We start from the raw sequence: 19,851 nt of genomic DNA on the forward strand, positions 1-19,851 counted from the left end.
GCATTTGTGAGTGGGGTTTTCTCTATTACTTTTTATGGGCCAAGAGTTGATTGATGTGGTCCACTTTTTTGGCTTCTCTTTTATAGAGGATAGTCCAGATGATAAGGTAGACAATCGCAAACTCTGGAATGAGCTGGAGATAGAAGGTCCAGTGGAAGGGGAACCAACCAGCCAGAGTTGCCAGTGGGACAAAGCCAGCCAGCATGAGGAAGAAATGGGAAAGCGTCGCACGGAGCAAGCTCCAGTCACGGCTGAATAAGCGACCGCCAAAGCTAAAGAGAACTCCGATAGTTGACCAGATGACCATACAGTAGAGCAAGACGAGGGCACCGTGAACCTGATGTTGCACCATCACTTGTCCGACTAGAGAGTCGGGACTAAGTGGGGCGTAGGTATTAGGGGCATAAATGAGTGAAAAGATAATAGATAGGATGAGGCCGATGAGAACACCAGCAGCAGCATCGTGAAAGATTTGTTTTTTCATAGTTCTAATTTCTCCTTGATGGTTTTTAAGTAACGGCGAGATGAGTAGGTGAAGCTTTCGTTTTTTAGACAGATTTCAACCAGACCGTTAGAGGTTAGCTTGAGATGAGAGATCGAGTCGATATTGATGATTTCTGATTGGGAAATTTGGATAAAAGTGGTCGGCAGAATGTCAAGAACTTGATAGAGACGCAAATCAATAGTGTAGGTATGAGATGCAGTTTCTGCAAGAACCTTGCGATTCTCTATATAGAAGCGTTGAATCTTGCCAATCTTAACTAGATAAACCTGATCATCAATCTTTCCTTTGATTGTTTCTTTTTGGTCAAGATTTTCTACGAACTCGATGACTTTCTGGACTTTTTCGGTCGGCTGAGGAGTTTGGACAATCAGCTTTTCCTCCTCATAAGTCTCATTAATCTGTAATTCTACTTTCATAAATTTCCCTCCTTTTCAGTTATACAAGGTTGTGATCACTTCCTGTACACCTTTATTAAACACTATTTTACGGCTCATGGCAAGAGCTTTTGTCTATGTGGAGAGATTTGGAGTCTATGTGGTATTTGCTTTTTCTGATAGTATTTGAAATATGGTATAATAGCACTAATCAATTTCTAGGAAAATAGATACAGAAAGGGGCTGAAAGATGTCTCATATTATTGAATTGCCAGAGGTGCTGGCAAACCAGATCGCGGCAGGGGAGGTGATTGAACGTCCTGCTAGTGTAGTCAAAGAGTTGGTAGAAAATGCCATTGACGCGGGTTCTAGCCAGATCATCATTGAGATTGAAGAAGCTGGTCTCAAGAAGATTCAAATCACAGATAATGGTCATGGAATTGCCCACGATGAGGTGGAGTTAGCCTTGCGTCGCCATGCGACCAGTAAGATAAAAAATCAAGCAGACCTCTTTCGGATTCGGACGCTCGGCTTTCGAGGTGAAGCCCTGCCCTCTATCGCTTCTGTCAGTATCTTGACTCTGTTAACGGCGGTGGATGGTGCGAGTCATGGGACCAAGCTCGTTGCGCGTGGGGGTGAGGTCGAAGAAATCATCCCAGCGACTAGTCCTGTAGGAACCAAGGTTTGTGTGGAGGACCTCTTTTTCAACACACCTGCCCGCCTCAAGTATATGAAGAGCCAGCAGGCGGAGTTGTCTCATATCATTGATATTGTCAACCGTCTGGGCTTGGCCCATCCTGAGATTTCTTTTAGCTTGATTAGTGATGGCAAGGAAATGACACGGACAGCAGGGACTGGCCAACTGCGACAAGCCATCGCAGGGATTTACGGTTTGGTGAGTGCTAAGAAGATGATTGAAATTGAGAATTCGGATCTAGACTTTGAAATTTCAGGATTTGTGTCTTTGCCTGAGTTAACCCGAGCCAACCGCAACTATATCAGTCTCTTCATCAATGGCCGTTATATCAAGAACTTTCTACTAAATCGCGCTATTCTTGACGGTTACGGAAGCAAACTCATGGTAGGGCGTTTTCCACTGGCTGTCATTCACATCCATATTGATCCCTATCTAGCTGATGTCAATGTGCATCCAACCAAACAAGAAGTGCGGATTTCTAAGGAAAGAGAACTGATGGCGCTGCTTTCAGAAGCTATTTCAAATAGTCTCAAGGAACAAGCCTTGATTCCTGATGCTTTAGAAAATCTTGCCAAGTCGACCGTGCGTAATCGTCAAAAGGTAGAGCAAACTATTCTCCCACTCAAAGAAAATACGCTCTACTATGAAAAAACAGAACTCTCAAAACCTAGTCAAGCTGAGGTGGCTGATTATCAGGTAGAATTAACTGATGCAGGACAAGACTTGACTTTGTTTGCCAAGGAAACCTTGGACCAGTTGACCAAGCCTGCAAAACTGCATTTTGCAGAGAGGAAGCCTGTCAGTTATGACCAACTAGACCATCCAGAGTTAGATCTAGCTAGTCTCGATAAGGCTTATGATAAGCTGGAGCGAGAAGAAGCATCCAGCTTCCCAGAGTTGGAATTTTTCGGACAAATGCACGGCACTTATCTTTTTGCCCAAGGGCGAGATGGACTCTATATCATAGACCAGCATGCAGCCCAGGAACGGGTCAAGTATGAGGAATACCGTGAAAGCATAGGTAATGTTGACCAGAGCCAGCAACAACTCCTAGTGCCCTACATCTTTGAATTCCCAGCAGATGATGCCCTTCGTCTCAGGGAAAGAATGCCTCTCTTAGAGGAAGTGGGTGTCTTTCTAGCAGAGTACGGAGAAAATCAATTTATCCTACGTGAACATCCTATTTGGATGGCAGAGGAAGAAATCGAGTCTGGTATCTATGAAATGTGTGACATGCTGCTCTTGACCAAGGAAGTTTCGATCAAGAAATACCGAGCAGAGCTAGCCATCATGATGTCCTGCAAGCGGTCTATCAAGGCCAACCATCGTATCGATGACCATTCAGCCAGACAACTCCTTTATCAGCTCTCTCAATGCGACAACCCCTATAACTGCCCCCACGGACGTCCTGTTTTGGTGCATTTCACCAAGTCAGATATGGAAAAAATGTTTCGACGCATTCAGGAAAATCACACCAGTCTCCGTGAGTTGGGGAAATATTAAGAACACAAAAAGCCTTTGTTCCTTTTGAACAAGGCTTTTTAGTTTTTCTAAGGTGGGAACTTTGATTGGATTTGGGCAAGTTGACACGAGGTTTACACTTGCTTGACAAGACCAGTTCTATAAAAAGTGTTGTGAAAACTGAACTAGGTGATTCAAGTTTTTGTAGAGTCGTCTTTGTCAGAAAGATTCTCAAGACCAATTACCTTATCAAGATAACGTTGTTTGGTTTTGAGAGCCTTATTGATAGCAATTGCAGAAGCGATTAAGAGAACGAAGATCAGCCAAATCCAGGCAGTGAATTCGGCTGGGAAACTAGAACCGGCTAAAAAGAGATAGATAGCCAGAGCCAATACGAAAACATAAATCACTTGCCAGAGACCAAAGGATTTAACCTCTTTATAGTATTTGTCCTTGTCTTCTTCCAAGATCACTGCTGTGGAAGCTTTTTCAGAGTTTTCATCTAGTAGTAGATAGTCAGTTGTCACTTGGAAAATCTTGCTTAATTCAATGATTTTTTCGATTTCAGGAAGGACTTGTCCAGACTCCCATTTTGAGATGCTTTGCCGAGAAACATTGATTTGTTCTGCTAGCTTTTCCTGGGACCAACCTTTTTCCTTTCTGAGTTCAAATAGTTTTTCTGCGAGTTTCATCATTCTACCCTCCTTTTTCTACCTCTATCCTAACAATTTTTACTTATAATGAGAATACAATCTCCTGTACTATTTGTCAACTAGAGGTTGCACCTTTTGTTGCAGTCTGTCTTAGGGAAATATGATATACTAGATAGGCAAAATAATGGAGAAAAATTATGTACGAATATCTAAAAGGAATCATTACCAAAATCACTGCTAAATACATTGTCCTAGAGGCGAATGGTATCGGTTATATCCTGCATGTAGCCAATCCCTATGCTTATTCAGGGTATCTTCATCAGGAAGCCAAGGTCTATGTTCACCAGGTGGTAAGAGAAGATGCGGAACTCCTATATGGCTTTCGCTCAGAAGATGAGAAAAAACTCTTCCTCAGTCTGATTTCGGTCTCAGGGATTGGTCCTGTGTCAGCTCTTGCTATTATCGCTGCCGATGATAATGCTGGCTTGGTTCAAGCCATCGAAACCAAGAACATCACCTACTTGACCAAGTTCCCTAAAATTGGTAAGAAAACAGCCCAACAGATGGTGCTGGACTTGGAAGGTAAGGTAGTTGTGGCTAGTGATGACCTTCCTGCCAAGGTGGCAGTGCAAACCAGCGCTGAAAACCAAGAACTGGAAGAAGCTATGGAAGCCATGTTGGCATTGGGCTACAAGGCAACTGAACTCAAGAAAATCAAGAAATTCTTTGAAGGAACGACGGATACAGCTGAGAACTATATCAAGTCGGCCCTTAAGATGTTGGTAAAATAGGAGAAGAGTATGCCAAAACGTTGTTCTTGGGTCAAGATGACCAATCCGCTCTACATCGCCTACCACGACCAGGAGTGGGGACAGCCCCTTCATGATGACCGCGCTCTTTTTGAACTGCTTTGTATGGAAACCTATCAGGCTGGTTTGTCTTGGGAAACGGTACTAAACAAACGCCAGGCTTTCCGAGAAGCATTTTACAACTACCAAGCCCAACGTATCGCAGAAATGACAGATGGGGAGTTGGAAGCCTTATTAGAGAATCCAGCCATCATCCGAAATCGTGCCAAGCTCTTTGCGACGCGTGCCAACGCCCAAGCATTTTTACAAATCCAGAAAACCTTTGGCTCTTTTGACGCTTATCTCTGGTCCTTTGTTGAGGGAAAAACGATCGTGAATGATGTTCCTGACTATCATCTAGCACCTGCTAAAACAGCCCTGTCTGAAAAGTTATCTCAAGATCTCAAAAAACGAGGTTTCAAGTTCACAGGCCCAGTTGCCGTTTTATCTTTTCTTCAGGCTGCAGGTCTGGTTGATGACCATGAGAATGATTGTGAGTGGAAAAACAAAACGGAAATTAGTGAGTGCAGGCGTTTAATTATCTGAGAATATAGAAAAAAGCTGAGAAATTCCTCTCAGCTTTTTGATTATATGCTAGTAACTTTTATAGTGCAGTGAGAAATGTCAGTCCACCTAAGACAACGCCAGCTGAGTTTGGAATAATTAGTATCCAATCCTTCTTAGGTTCTTTTGTCCATCCATAAATAACCCAAATTAAACAAGATACTGCTGCGGATAAAGGCTGGAATGGTTGAGCTTTGTTGCCTTGTAAATTGGCAAAAATTTGTGGGATGTAGGCGATAAATACAATAATTCCAATAAAGGCCCCGATTGAACCGACAATTCGATTAATTTTTTGTTTTGTCATATATACCTCCTTTAAAAAGATATCATAGAAATTAGCGAAATGCAATAAATTCAGACACAAATTGTAACGAAAATCAATACAAAAGCACAAAAATGGAGAAATTGTTTATTTTTCGTTATAGTCAAAGCGAATGACTTGCTCTTTTGCATCCACATAAGCATAGACGCCAAAGGGCACAATAGCTCTTGGTGTGGCGTGCCCAACGTTTAGATTATAGACAATCGGGATATTGCTATCAATGATGTCCATTAGTGCCTCCTTATAGTCGTCATAGAAGCTTTCATCCATAGGTTTCCCGACCAAGAGTCCACTGATGACCTCAAATACCCCAGTTTCTTTCAAAGCCTGTAACATTCTTTTGAAGTCTTCCGGTTCAGGCTTTTCTTCACTTGTTTCTAGCAAGAGGATCTTTCCTTCCCAGTCGGATAAGTCAGGGAAGAGTTTGTACTCTTGGCAGAGTTCTCTACTATCTGCATATCGAGAATTGTCAAAGATATCATAGAGGGACTCGATGCAACCACCGAGGATTTTTCCCTCGAATTGGGCATTTCCTTGTAACAAATCAAAACCTGTATTTACATGGCTGATACGAGCTGTTCCCAGAGCATTGGGACTAAAGTCAGTCCGTTCCTCATACCAAAGGTCGCTAGGGCGGATTTCTGAGATTTTTCCTGTTTCGATTAGTTCTTTAAAGTAGTGGAGGCTATAGGGCAACATCTCTTTGTCCAATTCACAAATATCTGCTAAAAAGGATTGCCCATAAAAAGTCTTGATCCCTAGTTTATGCAACATAAGGTGGTTCATAGTGGTATCTGAGAAGCCAAGAAAAATCTTTTGTTTGATAACCTTTTGAAGCTGGTCATTTTCAAAAAGATAAGGTAGCAAGCGATAGGTATCATCCCCACCGATGGCGCAGAGGATCATGTCGATGCTATCATCAGAAAATGCCTGCATCAAATCCTCTGCACGCGTCTCAGGATGGTCCTTGATAAAGTCTAAACCTTTTAACGAATTGGGCAAAAAGATAGGATTGAGTCCCAAATCCTTGAGACGTTGGAGACCCAAATCGACTTCGTGTTTGACAAAATCCTCTCCGATAACACCGCTAGACAAACTAACAATACCAATAGTAGAAACCATGTCTCATCCTCCTAGAAATTGATTGAGCCTATTTTATCATAAAAGATGATAGAAAACTATAGGGATTAGGGTCAGAAGTTCTATTGAATCTCAAGAAAGCAAGAAAAAAGCAACCGCTGGTGCAGTTGCTTATCTATTTTCTTAATAACGTGATGGGCCTGCGCTTGCGCTTCGGATATTGAAGCGTTTTTTGAGATAGAAGCGAAGGGCGAGAAGCACTGCTCCTAGGATAGCCAAAGGCAATGGAGCAAGAACTGGGTTGAGGTTGGCTGGTAGGAAGCTGGTTCCAAAGAAGACAACCAACCAGAGAACCATAGCAGCGAAGATGACGAGGATTGATTTCCAGAAAGGAGGGCGCTGGCTACGATCTGTATCTGGACCATAATACTGGTAGACAAAGTAGTACATCAAGTAGAAGGCCACCCCTCCGACAAGTCCAACCAACAAGAGGGTAATCAAACCATAGCCAATAGCCTGGTCTGTAGAGAAAAAGTTGGTCAGAGCGCTAACCAGTGCAAAGAGACTGGTGATAAAAAGGGCTGAGTCCATAATCATGAGTTTTGGATCATCATTTTCCTTAGGATGCTCTTTTTCGTATTGTTCCTTGACTGTAAAGCTGTGAGCCCAGTGGGTTGGAGCACCATAGAGGGCACGAGCCGTCGTTCCTTTGGCTTGCTCTTCAAGGATTTTAGGAATGACTTCCTCAAAGACAGCCTTGATTTCAGCGTCTGTTTTGCCATCTTTGATAAATTGCTGGGTAGCGATGTGGATAAACTCTTGGTTTTTCTTAGTTAATTTTTGTAGATCAATCTGAGACATAGGAATTCCTCTTAGAACCATTTTTTATGGATGAGATAGAGAGTGAGCGAGACACTCATAGCAAAGGCGATAAAGACGATTAACCAGAAGGCGTGAGGCTCGCCGTTTAGAGGGATTTCATTGTCCTTGAAGTTCATCCCGTAGGCTGAGAAAATCATGGTCGGAATCGACATGACAATGGTCACAAGTGCCAAAGTCTTCATGATGTTGTTCTGGTTGTTGGAAATGATAGAGGCAAAGGTCTCTGTCATAGAGTGAAGGACGTTTCCATAGATATCTGCCATCTCGATGGCCTGTTGGGTTTCAATCAGGGTATCCTCAAGTAGGTCTTCGTCCTCTAAGTATTTTTTGATATTGCTGGTTGCGCTGGTCAATTTCTTAATCACGCGCTCGTTTGTCTTAAGTGAGGCTTTGAAATAGACTATGGTCTTTTCCAATTCCATGAGTTCGATCAGTTCTTCGTTTCGAGTAGACTTGTGAAGTTGACTTTCAATCTGTTCACTCTTACGGTCGATTGAACGGAGGGCCGTAAGGTAAAGCTCTGCATTTCGGTAGAGAAGCTGGAAGATAAAGCGTGAACGCATAAAGGTGTAGAAGTTGCGCAGCCTACGGTTGATAAAAACATCAAGAACAGGTAGTGATTCCAAGCAGGTAGTGATAATGGTATCTTCTGTGATGATAATCCCTAGCGGAATCGTTACGTAGTAGGTGCGATTGTTTCTTTCCTCAGTGATGGGAACGTCAACGATGATCAAAGTATACTCATCTTCGATGGTAATACGGGACATTTCTTCCGCATCAAGTGGTGCTCGGAGGTCGGCGATGTCGATATCGAAGGCGTTGGCGATTTCCAGTGATTCATTTTGTGTAGGATTGACGAGGTTGATCCAAGTACCCGGTTCGAGTGTATCAATCTCTTTAAATTCAGTTGTTGTTGAGAGAAAAACTTGTTTCATATCCCCTATCCTTTCCTACTATTCAGTGATTCATTTTTTGCACCGTACTATTATACTATAAAAACAGCTTTTTGGGTAATAGAATTTCACATTTTTTGGTATAATGGAAAGCAATAATGGACTAGAAAGAACAAAGATGCAAGATAAAATTGTCATTCATGGGGCTCGTGCCCATAACTTAAAAAATATCGATGTGGAGATTCCAAGAGACAAGCTGGTCGTCGTAACGGGCTTGTCAGGATCTGGAAAATCCAGCCTAGCCTTCGATACCCTCTATGCGGAGGGGCAACGCCGCTATGTAGAGAGCTTGTCAGCCTACGCTCGTCAGTTCTTGGGCAACATGGAAAAACCAGATGTAGATGCTATTGATGGTCTCAGTCCAGCTATTTCCATCGACCAAAAAACGACCAGTAAAAATCCTCGTTCGACCGTCGGGACAACGACTGAAATCAATGACTATCTGCGTCTCCTCTACGCACGTGTGGGGACGCCGTACTGTATTAACGGCCACGGGGCTATCAAGGCTTCTTCTGTTGAGCAAATCGTCGATAAGGTCTTAGAATTGCCTGAACGTCAGCGTTTGCAAATCTTAGCCCCAGTCATTCGTAAGAAAAAAGGGCAACATAAGAGTGTCATTGAAAAGATTCAGAAAGATGGTTATGTCCGCGTTCGAGTGGATGGGGAGGTCTATGATGTGACCGAAGTACCTGAGCTATCCAAGAGCAAGCAACACAATATCGATGTCGTGGTCGACCGTATTGTCATCAAGGAGGGCATTCGTAGTCGTCTCTTTGACTCCGTTGAGGCAGCTCTTCGTATCGCAGAAGGATATGTGATTATCGACACTATGGACGATTCTGAGTTGCTCTTCTCTGAGCACTATGCCTGTCCGGTCTGTGGCTTTACCGTACCAGAGTTAGAGCCTCGTCTCTTCTCCTTCAATGCTCCTTTTGGTTCTTGTAGTGAGTGTGATGGTTTGGGCATCAAGCTGGAGGTGGATATCGACCTAGTGGTGCCAGATGCCAGCAAAACGCTACGTGAGGGGGCGCTAGCACCTTGGAATCCTATCTCATCCAACTACTATCCGAACATGCTGGAACAAGCCATGACAGCCTTTGGTGTGGATATGGACACGCCTTTTGAGGACCTGTCAGAAGAGGATAAGGACTTGATTCTCTATGGTTCAGATGGCAAGGAATTCCATTTCCACTATGAGAATGAATTTGGTGGTGTGCGGGATATTGACATTCCTTTTGAGGGAGTTATTGGTAATATCAAACGTCGCTACCATGAAACCAATAGTGACTATACTCGCACCCAGATGCGTCTCTATATGAATGAACTGACCTGCGGAACTTGTCACGGTTACCGTCTCAATGACCAGGCCTTGTCTGTTCGTGTTGGCGGTGAGCAAGGTCCCCATATCGGAGAGATTTCAGACTTGTCTATCGCAGACCACTTGGAATTAGTCAGTCAGTTGACCCTTTCTGAAAACGAAGCCATCATTGCCCGTCCCATTCTCAAGGAAATCAAGGATCGCTTGACCTTCCTCAATAACGTTGGGCTCAACTATCTGACCCTATCTCGTTCGGCAGGGACCCTTTCAGGAGGGGAGAGCCAGCGTATTCGCTTGGCTACCCAGATTGGTTCCAACCTCTCAGGAGTCCTCTATATCCTGGATGAGCCGTCGATTGGACTTCACCAGAGGGACAATGACCGTCTCATTGCCAGTCTGAAAAAAATGCGTGATTTGGGTAATACCCTTATCGTAGTGGAACATGACGAAGATACTATGCGTGAGGCAGATTATCTGATTGACGTTGGACCCGGTGCGGGAGCTTTTGGTGGTGAAATCGTCGCAGCCGGCACTCCTAAGCAAGTGGCTCGCAACAGCAAGTCTATCACCGGCCAGTACTTGTCAGGTAAACGTGCCATTCCAGTACCAGAAGAGCGCCGTGTAGGAAATGGCCGCTTTATCGAGGTGACAGGAGCGCGTGAAAACAACCTACAAAATGTCACTGCCCGCTTCCCACTAGGGAAATTTATCGCTGTGACGGGGGTATCCGGCTCTGGGAAATCGACTTTAATCAACAGTATTCTCAAAAAAGCCATTGCGCAGAAGCTAAACCGCAATTCAGACAAACCTGGTAAGTTTAAAACGATTACGGGGATTGAGCATGTCGATCGTCTGATTGATATTGACCAGAGTCCAATCGGGCGGACGCCAAGGTCCAATCCAGCTACCTATACAGGTGTCTTTGACGATATTCGTGACCTCTTTGCCCAGACAAATGAGGCCAAGATTCGAGGCTACAAGAAGGGCCGTTTCAGTTTCAATGTCAAGGGTGGTCGCTGTGAAGCCTGCTCAGGTGACGGGATTATCAAGATAGAGATGCACTTCTTGCCAGATGTTTACGTGGCTTGTGAAGTTTGCCATGGCACCCGCTACAACAGTGAAACCCTAGAAGTTCACTACAAGGAAAAGAATATCTCGCAAGTCTTGAACATGACGGTTAATGATGCAGTCGAATTTTTTCAACACATTCCCAAGATTCAACGCAAACTTCAGACCATCAAGGATGTGGGGCTGGGCTATGTAACGCTAGGTCAACCAGCTACCACGCTTTCTGGAGGAGAAGCTCAGCGTATGAAATTGGCTAGCGAACTCCACAAACGCTCGACAGGAAAATCTTTCTACATTCTAGATGAGCCAACGACAGGGCTTCATACCGAGGACATCGCTCGCTTGCTCAAGGTTTTAGCTCGCTTTGTTGACGATGGCAATACCGTCCTCGTTATCGAGCACAATCTGGATGTCATCAAGACGGCAGACCATATTATTGATTTGGGACCTGAGGGCGGTGTCGGTGGTGGAACCATCATCGCAACAGGAACGCCAGAAGAAGTAGCGGCCAATGAAGCCAGCTACACAGGACACTATTTGAAAGGAAAGTTATATCATGAATAAACGTGTACAAGCATTTCTAGCTAAAATGCAAGAAAAAGAACTAGATGGAATCATCATCAACAACCTTAAAAATGTCTACTATTTGACAGGATTTTGGGGTTCGAATGGAACAGTCTTCATCAGCCGTGACCGTCAGGTCTTGGTGACAGACTCTCGCTATATCATTGCAGCTAAGCAAGAAGTAACAGATTTTGAGATTGTGGCTGACCGCGATGAGTTGGCTGTTATTGCAGGCATTGTTAAGGATATGGGCTTGTCTCGTATCGGTTTTGAGGACGAGATTTCGGTCTCTTATTACCACCGTATGCAGGCAGCCTTTGAAGGGCTTGACTTGCTTCCTCAGACTCAGTTTGTTGAAGCACTTCGAATGATTAAGGATGAAAAGGAGATTGCGACTATTCGCAAGGCTTGTTCCATCTCAGACCAAGCTTTTCGCGATGCGCTTGACTTTATCAAACCTGGAAAAACTGAGATCGAAATTGCCAACTTCCTTGATTTCCGTATGCGTGAGTTAGGAGCGGCAGGTTTGTCTTTTGATACCATTTTAGCGAGTGGTATCAACTCTTCTAAACCACATGCCCATCCTATGCATAAACCCGTAGAGCTGGGAGAAGCCATCACCATGGACTTCGGCTGTCTCTACGACCACTATGTCAGCGATATGACACGGACCATCTATCTAGGCCATGTCAGTGACGAGCAAGCAGAAGTCTACAACACAGTTTTGAAAGCCAACCAAGCTCTGATTGACCAAGCCAAGGCAGGTCTTAGCTTCCGCGATTTTGACAAGATCCCTCGTGATATTATCGTAGAAGCGGGCTATGGTGACTACTTTACCCACGGTATCGGACATGGTATCGGTCTCGATATCCATGAGGAACCCTACTTTAGCCAAACTTCTACTGAGAGCATTCAAGCAGGAATGACTTTGACAGATGAGCCAGGTATCTATATCGAAGGGAAATACGGCGTTCGTATTGAAGATGATATCTTAATTACAGATAACGGGTGCGAATTGTTGACCCTAGCTCCAAAAGAATTGATTGTTATCTAAAAAATGAGATAAATCGTTGACTTTTATATTTTAAAGGTTTATACTGATAGACGAAAACGGTAGGTGAGGCTACCATAGGGATACGGATGACTACCGCAAAGCAGTGGAGACACTACTCGTTGGTCAACAGTCCTGGTCGTGAAGGCCAAGACTAAGCTCATTTCATTGCCCTATGGAGTTAAAGCTTGAACGAAAAACAGATAATTAGTTTTTTAATCCTGCTATTTTATGGCAGGATTTTCTACTGTTTTAGAACAGGGAAAGGAGACAGACGATGCAAATTGACGACCACCCAGAACCGCACATACACAGCCAATCGCTGATTTGTGTCGTTCTGCCCTTATAAAGTGATTGGTCTCTGTGTATGAAACACATCATTCATACAGATAGGAGAAACCAATGAAAACTACAAAAGAAAGATTAGCAGCAGCTATTCATACACCTTTAAACGAAACTCTATCTTTTTACAAGACAAGTCTAACAGGCTTAACTGAGGAACAGATAGAAAAGAATCGTGATTTATATGGTGAAAACACCATCACCAAGGGTCAGGAAGACAGTATCCTCAAAAAAATTTACGAATCTATTATCAATCCATTTACAATCATCCTCCTGGTCATCGCTATGATCTCCATGGTGACCAACGTCTGGTTGGCGAAGCCTGGGCAAGAAGATCCGACGACCTCTATCATCATCGTTGTCCTAGTCCTCATTTCTGGTGGCATTCGATTTGTCCAAGAACTGCGAAGCGACAAAGCTGCGACCAATCTTTCAAAAATGATTGTGAACACAGCCACAGTTATCCGCGAAGGCCAGAGTTTAGAGGTCGCGATTGAGGATTTAGTCGTTGGAGATATGGTCAAGTTGAGTGCTGGGGATATGATTCCAGCAGACCTCCTTTTAATTGAATCACGTGATTTCTTTGTTCAACAGTCTGGTTTGACGGGCGAAAGTGATTCGGTTGAAAAATTGGCTTTGTCAAAAATGAGTCAGTCAAATTTTGATAGTCTGCTAGAAGCAGAAGCGCTCGCCTTCATGGGAACCAACGTGATATCAGGAAGCGCCAAGGCTTTGATTCTAGCGGTCGGTGATGACACCATGATGGGGGAAATAGAGCAGACTCTCAATACTTATGACGAGCCCACCTCTTTCGAACGGGATATGAACAGTATCTCTTGGCTCTTAATCCGTTTGATGTTGGTCATGGTTCCCATCGTATTTCTTTCCAATGGCTTGACGGATGGAGATTGGTTAGAGGCTGGCGTATTTGCTTTGAGCGTAGGAGTCGGGCTTACACCTGAGATGCTTCCCATGATCATCACGGCCAGTCTAGCAAAAGGCTCCATTATCATGGCCAAGGAAAAAGTTGTCATCAAAAAACTCAATGCCATACAAGATCTAGGTGCTATTGATATCCTGTGTACGGATAAAACTGGAACCCTTACCCAAGACGAAATTGTCCTTGAATATCCTTTGGATATACATGGAGATTTGGATTTATCTGTGTTGAGACGTGCCTATCTCAATTCCTATTTTCAAACTGGTTTGAAAAATTTAATGGACAGAGCGATCATTAAACGTACGGAAAAAGAAGCTAAAGAACACGCACTCTTGCAAAATCTAGATCAAACCTTTCAAAAAATAGATGAATTGCCCTTTGATTTTGAACGCAGACGGATGAGTGTCATCGTCAAGGATGAGAACGAAGTTGTTAGTTTGGTAACCAAGGGTGCCCTAGAGGAAATGCTTGCGATTTCAACCCATGTGGAATATCAAGATCAGATTAGCCCTCTGACGGATGATATCCGAGTGGAAATCTTAAAAGAAGTGGACCAACTCAATCAACAGGGCTTACGAGTCTTGGGAGTCGCCTATAAAACAGGCTTAAAGGAAGGTTTTGCTTACTCTGTTGAAGATGAAAAGGAGATGATTCTAACAGGATATCTTGCCTTCCTAGATCCACCAAAACCATCTGCAGCCCCTGCTATCCAAGCTTTATTAGAGTATGGTGTTCAAACCAAGATCTTGACTGGGGATAATGAGAAGGTAACCCAAGCAGTATGCGAAAAAGTTGGTTTAGACGTTGATCAAATCTTGTTGGGTTCTGATATTGATGCCATGACGGACGAAGAGTTGTCCCAAGCAGTTGAGAAGGTGACGGTCTTTGCCAAACTCTCTCCGGATCAAAAAGCACGAATCATTTTACAAATCAAATTGAATGGACACTGTGTCGGCTATATGGGAGATGGGATCAATGATGCCCCTTCTATGAAAGTAGCAGATGTGGGGATTTCTGTTGATACAGCAGTAGATATTGCCAAAGAGACAGCTGATGTCATTTTGCTGGATAAGGATTTGATGGTGCTTGAAAAAGGTCTGGTTGAAGGACGCAAAGTCTATGCCAATATGACCAAATATATCAAGATGACGGTTAGCTCTAATTTCGGGAATATTCTTTCACTCTTAGTGTCTGGTATCTTCTTACCTTTCCTCCCTATGGCTCCGATTCACTTGATTGTGTTAAACCTAGTCTATGACCTTTCTTGCATCGCCTTGCCATTTGATAATGTGGATGAAGACTTTTTGAAGCATCCTCATAAGTGGGAAGCCAAGTCCATTACTCGCTTTATGATTTGGATGGGTCCGATTTCTTCTGCCTTTGATATTTTGACCTTTATCTTGCTCTATTTTGTCATTGTCCCAATGACGACAGGTCATGCTTATGTTCACGGAGCAGAGTCTGCAACGGGCTTTATCATCCTGTTCCAGACAGGTTGGTTCATTGAATCCATGTGGTCCCAAACCATGGTCATCCATATGCTTCGTTCAGCAAAACTCCCTTTCTTACAAAGCCGTCCGTCATGGTTGGTTCTTGGGACAACCTTGCTAGCAGCTAGTTTTGTGACCTTCCTTCCCTATTCTGCAATTGCTAACCTCCTTCGTTTAACCCCTTTGAAACCAATTTATTTCCTCTTTTTGCTTTTGATAATTACTCTTTATATGATAAGTGTTACAATTGTGAAACGAATCTATATCAAAAAATTTAGAAGTTGGTTATAAATTGAATTTGTCAAGAAAAAAGTACGAAAATTGCGGAAAAAGTTAAATTTTTTTAAAAATAGGTCGCAAGTCGGATGCTTTTTATGGTATAATAGACTAAACTGATAGTAACATGTAGCGAAAGGGGTAGGTACATGATCAAAATTTATACAGTCTCAAGTTGTACTAGCTGTAAAAAAGCGAAAACCTGGCTCAATGCCCACCAGTTAAGTTATAAAGAACAAAATCTCGGTAAAGAAGGAATTACAAGAGAAGAGTTATTAGATATTCTCACGAAAACAGATAATGGAATTGCCAGTATCGTTTCGTCAAAAAACCGCTACGCTAAGGCACTTGGAGTTGACATCGAGGATTTGAGTGTCAATGAAGTGCTCAACTTAATCATGGAAACACCACGGATCTTAAAGAGTCCGATTCTCGTTGACGAGAAGCGCCTGCAAGTCGGCTATAAAGAAGATGATATCCGTGCCTTCTTGCCACGCTCTGTCCGTAATGTAGAAAATGCAGAAGCACGTCTACGTGCAGCTCTATAAAACATCAAGGCTGGGAGTGACTCCTGGCCTTGTTTGCTCTTTTGTTTTGAAATCATGTGAGGAATTATGAAAAAGTTACTAATTGCTAGTTTTGCTATTCTCTTTTTGCTTGCGGGATGTGGGCAAAAAAAGGAAACCCCTGCTGCTTCCACAACAGCATCTGACCCCATCCAATCAAACCTTCCCGTTTTGGACAATGCCGAAAAGAATACGGTTGTCACCAAGACCTTGTTGATGCCGAAGTCAGAAAATGGAACGCAGCAGATTCAGACCATTACCTATAAAGGCAATCAATTTTTGACCTTGACCATTCAGCAAAAACGACCTGTCGGGGATGAACTCAAGAACTTTATCTCTGAAAATGGACTAGAGGAGACGAAAAAAGCGCTTCAAGAAGCTGAAGAGAAGGATGAGACCATCCAAGAGGCACGCAAACTAGCAGGATTTACACTGGAAACCAAGCTACTCAGCGAGACAGAAATCCAGACTACAACGACTTATGATTTTCAAGTATTGGATGTCAAAAAGGCATCTCAGATGGAATATTTAAAAAATATCGGTCTTGAAAATCTCTTAAAAAACGAACCTAGCCAATATATTGCAGATAGAGTGGCAAATGGGGCGACAGAACAATAGAAAATCCAAATTAATAGACTGACTTATTTGTAGAACGTCAGGGAATGTGCTATAATAGTACTATTCTAAGGAAAGAGGGTGTTAGAATGGGATTTACTGAAGAAACTGTACGGTTTAAATTGGATGATTCCAATAAGAAAGAGATTAGCGAGACGTTGACAGATGTCTATGCTTCTTTGAATGAAAAGGGTTATAATCCGATAAATCAAATCGTCGGTTATGTATTGAGTGGAGACCCTGCCTATGTTCCTCGTTACAACAATGCACGAAATCAAATCCGTAAGTATGAGCGCGATGAAATTGTTGAAGAATTGGTACGCTACTACCTTAAAGGACAAGGAGTCGATCTATAATCTATGAGAATTATGGGATTGGACGTTGGTTCAAAAACAGTGGGTGTTGCCATTAGCGATCCCCTAGGCTTCACTGCTCAAGGCCTTGAAATCATCCAGATTAATGAGGATCAGGGCCAGTTTGGTTTTGACCGTATCAAGGAATTGGTTGACAGCTATAAGGTGGAGCGCTTTGTAGTGGGTCTGCCCAAAAACATGAACAATACCAGCGGTCCGCGAGTAGAAGCCAGTCAAGCCTATGGTGCCAAGCTAAAAGAACTCTTTGGTTTGCCAGTAGACTATCAGGATGAGCGTTTGACAACGGTCGCTGCGGAGCGTATGTTGATTGAACAAGCAGATATCAGCCGTAACAAACGCAAGAAAGTTATTGATAAGTTGGCTGCTCAGCTGATTTTGCAAAATTATTTAGATAGAAAATTTTAAGACAGAGGAGAAACTATGTCACACGATCACAACCATGACCACGAAGAACGTGAATTGATTACGCTAGTAGATGAGCAAGGAAATGAAACCTTGTTTGAAATTCTTTTGACAATCGACGGGAAAGAAGAATTTGGTAAAAACTATGTTCTTCTAGTGCCAGTTAACGCAGAAGAAGATGAAAATGGTGAAGTTGAAATCCAAGCCTACTCATTCATCGAAAATAAAGATGGAACAGAGGGCGAATTACAACCAATCCCAGAAGACTCAGAAGACGAATGGAACATGATTGAAGAAGTCTTCAACAGCTTTATGGAGGAGTAAAAACATCCAGTGGATGTTTTTAGCCCTGCGCCAGAAATTAGAAACGCAGGAACGTCCGGGGGATATTTTTACCCCAGTTCCTTTAAATAAGAGAGAACTGGTAAGTCTGGGGGACGTTTTTACCCCACGTTGAAATTCATAGTAGCTAGTGATTAGCTAACCAGGTAAGAGGTCGGGATTTTAGTCCCGACCTCGCTTTTTATTTGTAATCATACTTTGATGTGGTAGTTGATTGGACTTTTGTTAAGGAGACATGTATGTTTGAAGTAGAAGAATGGCTGCATAGTCGGATTGGTTTAAACTTTAGATCTGGTCTTGGACGAATGCAGCGAGCTGTGGATTTGCTGGGGAATCCAGAGAGGACTTATCCTATTATCCACGTAACAGGGACTAACGGTAAAGGGTCAACTATCGCCTTTATGAGGGAGTTGTTTGTTGCTCATGGTAAAAAAGTTGGTACTTTTACCTCTCCTCATATCATCAGCATCCATGATCGAATCTGTATTAATGGACAGCCGATCGCGGAGGAAGACTTTGTCCGTATAGCTAACCAAGTCAATGAGATGGAAAAGACGCTTTTAGAAACACATGACCACTTGTCTTTCTTTGAGTTGTTGACCCTGATTGCCTTGCTTTACTTTAAAGAGCAGGAAGTGGATCTGGTTCTTCTAGAAGTGGGGATTGGTGGTTTGCTTGACACGACTAATGTCGTAACAGGCGAGATTGCAGTTATTACTTCGATTGGTCTAGATCATCAGGAGACCTTGGGCGATAGTCTGGAGAAAATAGCAGATCAGAAAGCTGGTATTTTCAAGTCTGGCAAGAAGGCGGTCATTGCTAAGCTTTCTCCAGAAGCAGAGCTTGTCTGCCAAAGTAAAGCGAGAGAGTTAGATGTAGACCTTTATCAAACCGGGCAAGACTTCACCTTAAATGCGGGAGATTTTTCAAGTAAGCTAGCAAGTTTTTCACGGCTTGAAATCAGTTTGGAAGGTGCTTATCAGCAAGAAAATGCCGCCTTGGCTTTACAAACTTTTCTTCTGTTTATGGCATCAGGAGGTGAAAGGGTCGAAGAAGAGCTTGTCAGACAGGCCTTGAAAGAGACCCACTGGGCCGGTCGATTGGAACGGATTCGTCCGCATATCTACCTAGATGGGGCTCACAATCTTCCAGCCTTGACTCGTCTGGTCGAGTTTATCCAAGGGAAAATTCAGCAAGGATACCAGGTTCATGTCCTTTTTGGTGCTCTTAAACGCAAGGATTATCAGGGGATGCTAGGCTATCTAACGGAGCAGTTGCCTCAGGTGGAACTTAAGGTAACAGGCTTTGACTACCAAGGCTCTTTAGAAGAAAGCGATGTTTCTGGTTATAAACTGGTTGACTCTTATCGTGATTTTATCAGCGAATTTGAAGAAAATGCCAATGATCAGGACCTGCTTTTCGTGACGGGCTCCCTCTACTTTATCTCGGAAGTGCGAGCAAGTTTGGTAGGAAGCGATGAGATTAGTTGACCTTCTAGGTTTAGGTTGCTATACTGTAGCTAGGAGGTATATCTGGAAACGATTCCAGCAAAACATTGGCACAAAAGAAAGGAAATCGCTATGAAAACGAGAACATTCACACTTTCTATTGCTTCTTTAGCAATTCTTAGTCTTTTAGCAGCTTGTGGACCTAAGGCACAAGCCTCTACCCAGCAATCTGCTCAGTAATCATCTACTCAACAAGAATCATCTTCTAGCACTGTTACAAGTGCTAGTCAACCACAGGCATCCTCAAGTCAGGACACTACTGTAGCTCAACCTACGAACATCGATGGTACCTATACTGGAAAAGATGAGAATGACCAAATCACTCTTGTTGTAACAGGTGAAACTGGTAGATGGACTGAGGTCGAGCCAGATGGAGATAAGGAAATCCAGCAAGTCACCTTTGAGCCAGAAAATCAACGTGTCATTATCGGTGATGATGTCAAAATTTACACGGTTAATGGTAATCAATTGATTATCGATGATATGGATCGAGAGCCATCTGACCGAGTGGTATTAACTAAGCAATAATCATTCAGTAAAAGTTCCAATGAGATAAAATCCATCTTTTTGGAGCTTTTTTGTTTAAAAACGTGACCAGTAGTTCTTTACTATTTTTTTATTTAAAGCGCTTACAAATATTTGTAAAATGAAGGGTA

Annotated in this window: 19 protein-coding genes, 1 pseudogene and 1 riboswitch; of the genes and pseudogenes, 13 read left to right on the top strand and 7 right to left on the bottom strand. The window is 43.0% G+C overall.

Features of this window, described 5'->3' with window-relative positions; all coding sequences use genetic code 11:
* Positions 1-25: 25 nt before the first annotated feature.
* Positions 26-484 carry a DUF3021 domain-containing protein gene (locus HMPREF9188_RS01455; protein WP_009729661.1) on the bottom strand — a complete coding sequence of 153 codons (459 nt, stop codon included), beginning with the start codon at positions 482-484 and terminating at the stop codon, positions 26-28.
* Entirely contained in the window at positions 481-921 is a 441-nt protein-coding gene (locus HMPREF9188_RS01460) for a LytTR family DNA-binding domain-containing protein (RefSeq protein ID WP_009729662.1), read from the bottom strand. Before HMPREF9188_RS01460 ends, HMPREF9188_RS01455 begins: the two co-directional genes overlap by 4 nt.
* Before the next feature lie 208 nt (positions 922-1,129).
* Between HMPREF9188_RS01460 and mutL the strand changes: the two genes are divergently transcribed.
* Positions 1,130-3,079 carry a DNA mismatch repair endonuclease MutL gene (gene mutL / locus HMPREF9188_RS01465; RefSeq protein WP_009729663.1) on the top strand — a complete coding sequence of 650 codons (1,950 nt, stop codon included), beginning with the start codon at positions 1,130-1,132 and terminating at the stop codon, positions 3,077-3,079.
* A 152-nt stretch (positions 3,080-3,231) separates the two neighbouring features.
* Here mutL and HMPREF9188_RS01470 read toward each other — a convergent pair whose 3' ends face one another.
* Positions 3,232-3,732 (bottom strand): helix-turn-helix domain-containing protein, encoded by a 501-nt coding sequence (locus HMPREF9188_RS01470; protein WP_050556331.1) that lies wholly within the window; start codon positions 3,730-3,732, stop codon positions 3,232-3,234.
* A gap of 155 nt (positions 3,733-3,887) precedes the next feature.
* Here HMPREF9188_RS01470 and ruvA point away from each other — a divergent pair, with 155 nt between their 5' ends.
* Together ruvA and HMPREF9188_RS01480 are read left to right on the top strand one after the other, a co-directional pair.
* Positions 3,888-4,481 carry a Holliday junction branch migration protein RuvA gene (ruvA, locus tag HMPREF9188_RS01475; RefSeq protein ID WP_009729665.1) on the top strand — a complete coding sequence of 198 codons (594 nt, stop codon included), beginning with the start codon at positions 3,888-3,890 and terminating at the stop codon, positions 4,479-4,481.
* A 9-nt stretch (positions 4,482-4,490) separates the two neighbouring features.
* Positions 4,491-5,084, top strand: a complete 594-nt coding sequence (locus HMPREF9188_RS01480) for a DNA-3-methyladenine glycosylase I (RefSeq protein ID WP_009729666.1) — start codon at positions 4,491-4,493, stop codon at positions 5,082-5,084.
* Positions 5,085-5,142: 58 nt separating this feature from the next.
* On the opposite strand, the gene HMPREF9188_RS01485 is transcribed toward HMPREF9188_RS01480, so the two are convergent.
* The 4 genes from HMPREF9188_RS01485 to HMPREF9188_RS01500 form a co-directional block, all read right to left on the bottom strand.
* On the bottom strand, positions 5,143-5,406 hold the full coding sequence (locus HMPREF9188_RS01485; protein ID WP_009729667.1) for a SemiSWEET family transporter: 264 nt from the start codon (positions 5,404-5,406) through the stop codon (positions 5,143-5,145).
* A gap of 105 nt (positions 5,407-5,511) precedes the next feature.
* Positions 5,512-6,546: a S66 family peptidase gene (locus HMPREF9188_RS01490; protein WP_009729668.1), complete on the bottom strand. Its 1,035-nt coding sequence runs from the start codon at positions 6,544-6,546 to the stop codon at positions 5,512-5,514.
* Positions 6,547-6,687: 141 nt separating this feature from the next.
* Positions 6,688-7,365 (bottom strand): DUF1129 domain-containing protein, encoded by a 678-nt coding sequence (locus HMPREF9188_RS01495; protein WP_009729669.1) that lies wholly within the window; start codon positions 7,363-7,365, stop codon positions 6,688-6,690.
* Between the two features lie 11 nt (positions 7,366-7,376).
* Positions 7,377-8,321, bottom strand: coding sequence for a magnesium transporter CorA family protein (locus HMPREF9188_RS01500; RefSeq protein WP_009729670.1), 945 nt, complete (start codon positions 8,319-8,321; stop codon positions 7,377-7,379).
* A gap of 136 nt (positions 8,322-8,457) precedes the next feature.
* On the opposite strand from HMPREF9188_RS01500, the gene uvrA reads away from it, so the two are divergent.
* The 10 genes and pseudogenes from uvrA to HMPREF9188_RS01550 all read left to right on the top strand — a co-directional run bounded on the left by uvrA (position 8,458) and on the right by HMPREF9188_RS01550 (position 19,723).
* Complete coding sequence (gene uvrA, locus HMPREF9188_RS01505; RefSeq protein WP_033588888.1) at positions 8,458-11,289, top strand: excinuclease ABC subunit UvrA; 2,832 nt, start codon at positions 8,458-8,460, stop codon at positions 11,287-11,289.
* Positions 11,282-12,343, top strand: a complete 1,062-nt coding sequence (locus tag HMPREF9188_RS01510; RefSeq protein WP_009729672.1) for a M24 family metallopeptidase — start codon at positions 11,282-11,284, stop codon at positions 12,341-12,343. The genes uvrA and HMPREF9188_RS01510 overlap by 8 nt, the downstream gene beginning before the upstream one ends.
* 53 nt (positions 12,344-12,396) lie before the next feature.
* Positions 12,397-12,547, top strand: a riboswitch (M-box (ykoK) riboswitch).
* 195 nt (positions 12,548-12,742) lie between these two features.
* Positions 12,743-15,403, top strand: coding sequence for a magnesium-translocating P-type ATPase (gene mgtA, locus HMPREF9188_RS01515; protein WP_009729673.1), 2,661 nt, complete (start codon positions 12,743-12,745; stop codon positions 15,401-15,403).
* A 134-nt stretch (positions 15,404-15,537) separates the two neighbouring features.
* Positions 15,538-15,936, top strand: coding sequence for a transcriptional regulator Spx (gene spx, locus HMPREF9188_RS01520; RefSeq protein WP_000591165.1), 399 nt, complete (start codon positions 15,538-15,540; stop codon positions 15,934-15,936).
* Between the two features lie 66 nt (positions 15,937-16,002).
* Positions 16,003-16,572, top strand: coding sequence for an SP0191 family lipoprotein (locus HMPREF9188_RS01525; protein WP_000734682.1), 570 nt, complete (start codon positions 16,003-16,005; stop codon positions 16,570-16,572).
* An 86-nt stretch (positions 16,573-16,658) separates the two neighbouring features.
* Positions 16,659-16,925, top strand: coding sequence for an IreB family regulatory phosphoprotein (locus HMPREF9188_RS01530; protein ID WP_000507060.1), 267 nt, complete (start codon positions 16,659-16,661; stop codon positions 16,923-16,925).
* A 3-nt stretch (positions 16,926-16,928) separates the two neighbouring features.
* Positions 16,929-17,348: a Holliday junction resolvase RuvX gene (gene ruvX / locus HMPREF9188_RS01535; RefSeq protein ID WP_009729674.1), complete on the top strand. Its 420-nt coding sequence runs from the start codon at positions 16,929-16,931 to the stop codon at positions 17,346-17,348.
* A 15-nt stretch (positions 17,349-17,363) separates the two neighbouring features.
* A complete protein-coding gene (locus HMPREF9188_RS01540; protein WP_009729675.1) occupies positions 17,364-17,669 on the top strand; it encodes a DUF1292 domain-containing protein in 306 nt (101 codons plus the stop codon).
* A 257-nt stretch (positions 17,670-17,926) separates the two neighbouring features.
* Positions 17,927-19,177, top strand: coding sequence for a bifunctional folylpolyglutamate synthase/dihydrofolate synthase (locus HMPREF9188_RS01545; protein WP_009729676.1), 1,251 nt, complete (start codon positions 17,927-17,929; stop codon positions 19,175-19,177).
* 90 nt (positions 19,178-19,267) lie between these two features.
* A pseudogene (locus HMPREF9188_RS01550) lies at positions 19,268-19,723 on the top strand (SP_0198 family lipoprotein).
* Positions 19,724-19,851: the final 128 nt, after the last annotated feature.

The sequence above is a fragment of the Streptococcus sp. F0441 genome (assembly GCF_000314775.2).
Classification (GTDB): domain Bacteria; phylum Bacillota; class Bacilli; order Lactobacillales; family Streptococcaceae; genus Streptococcus.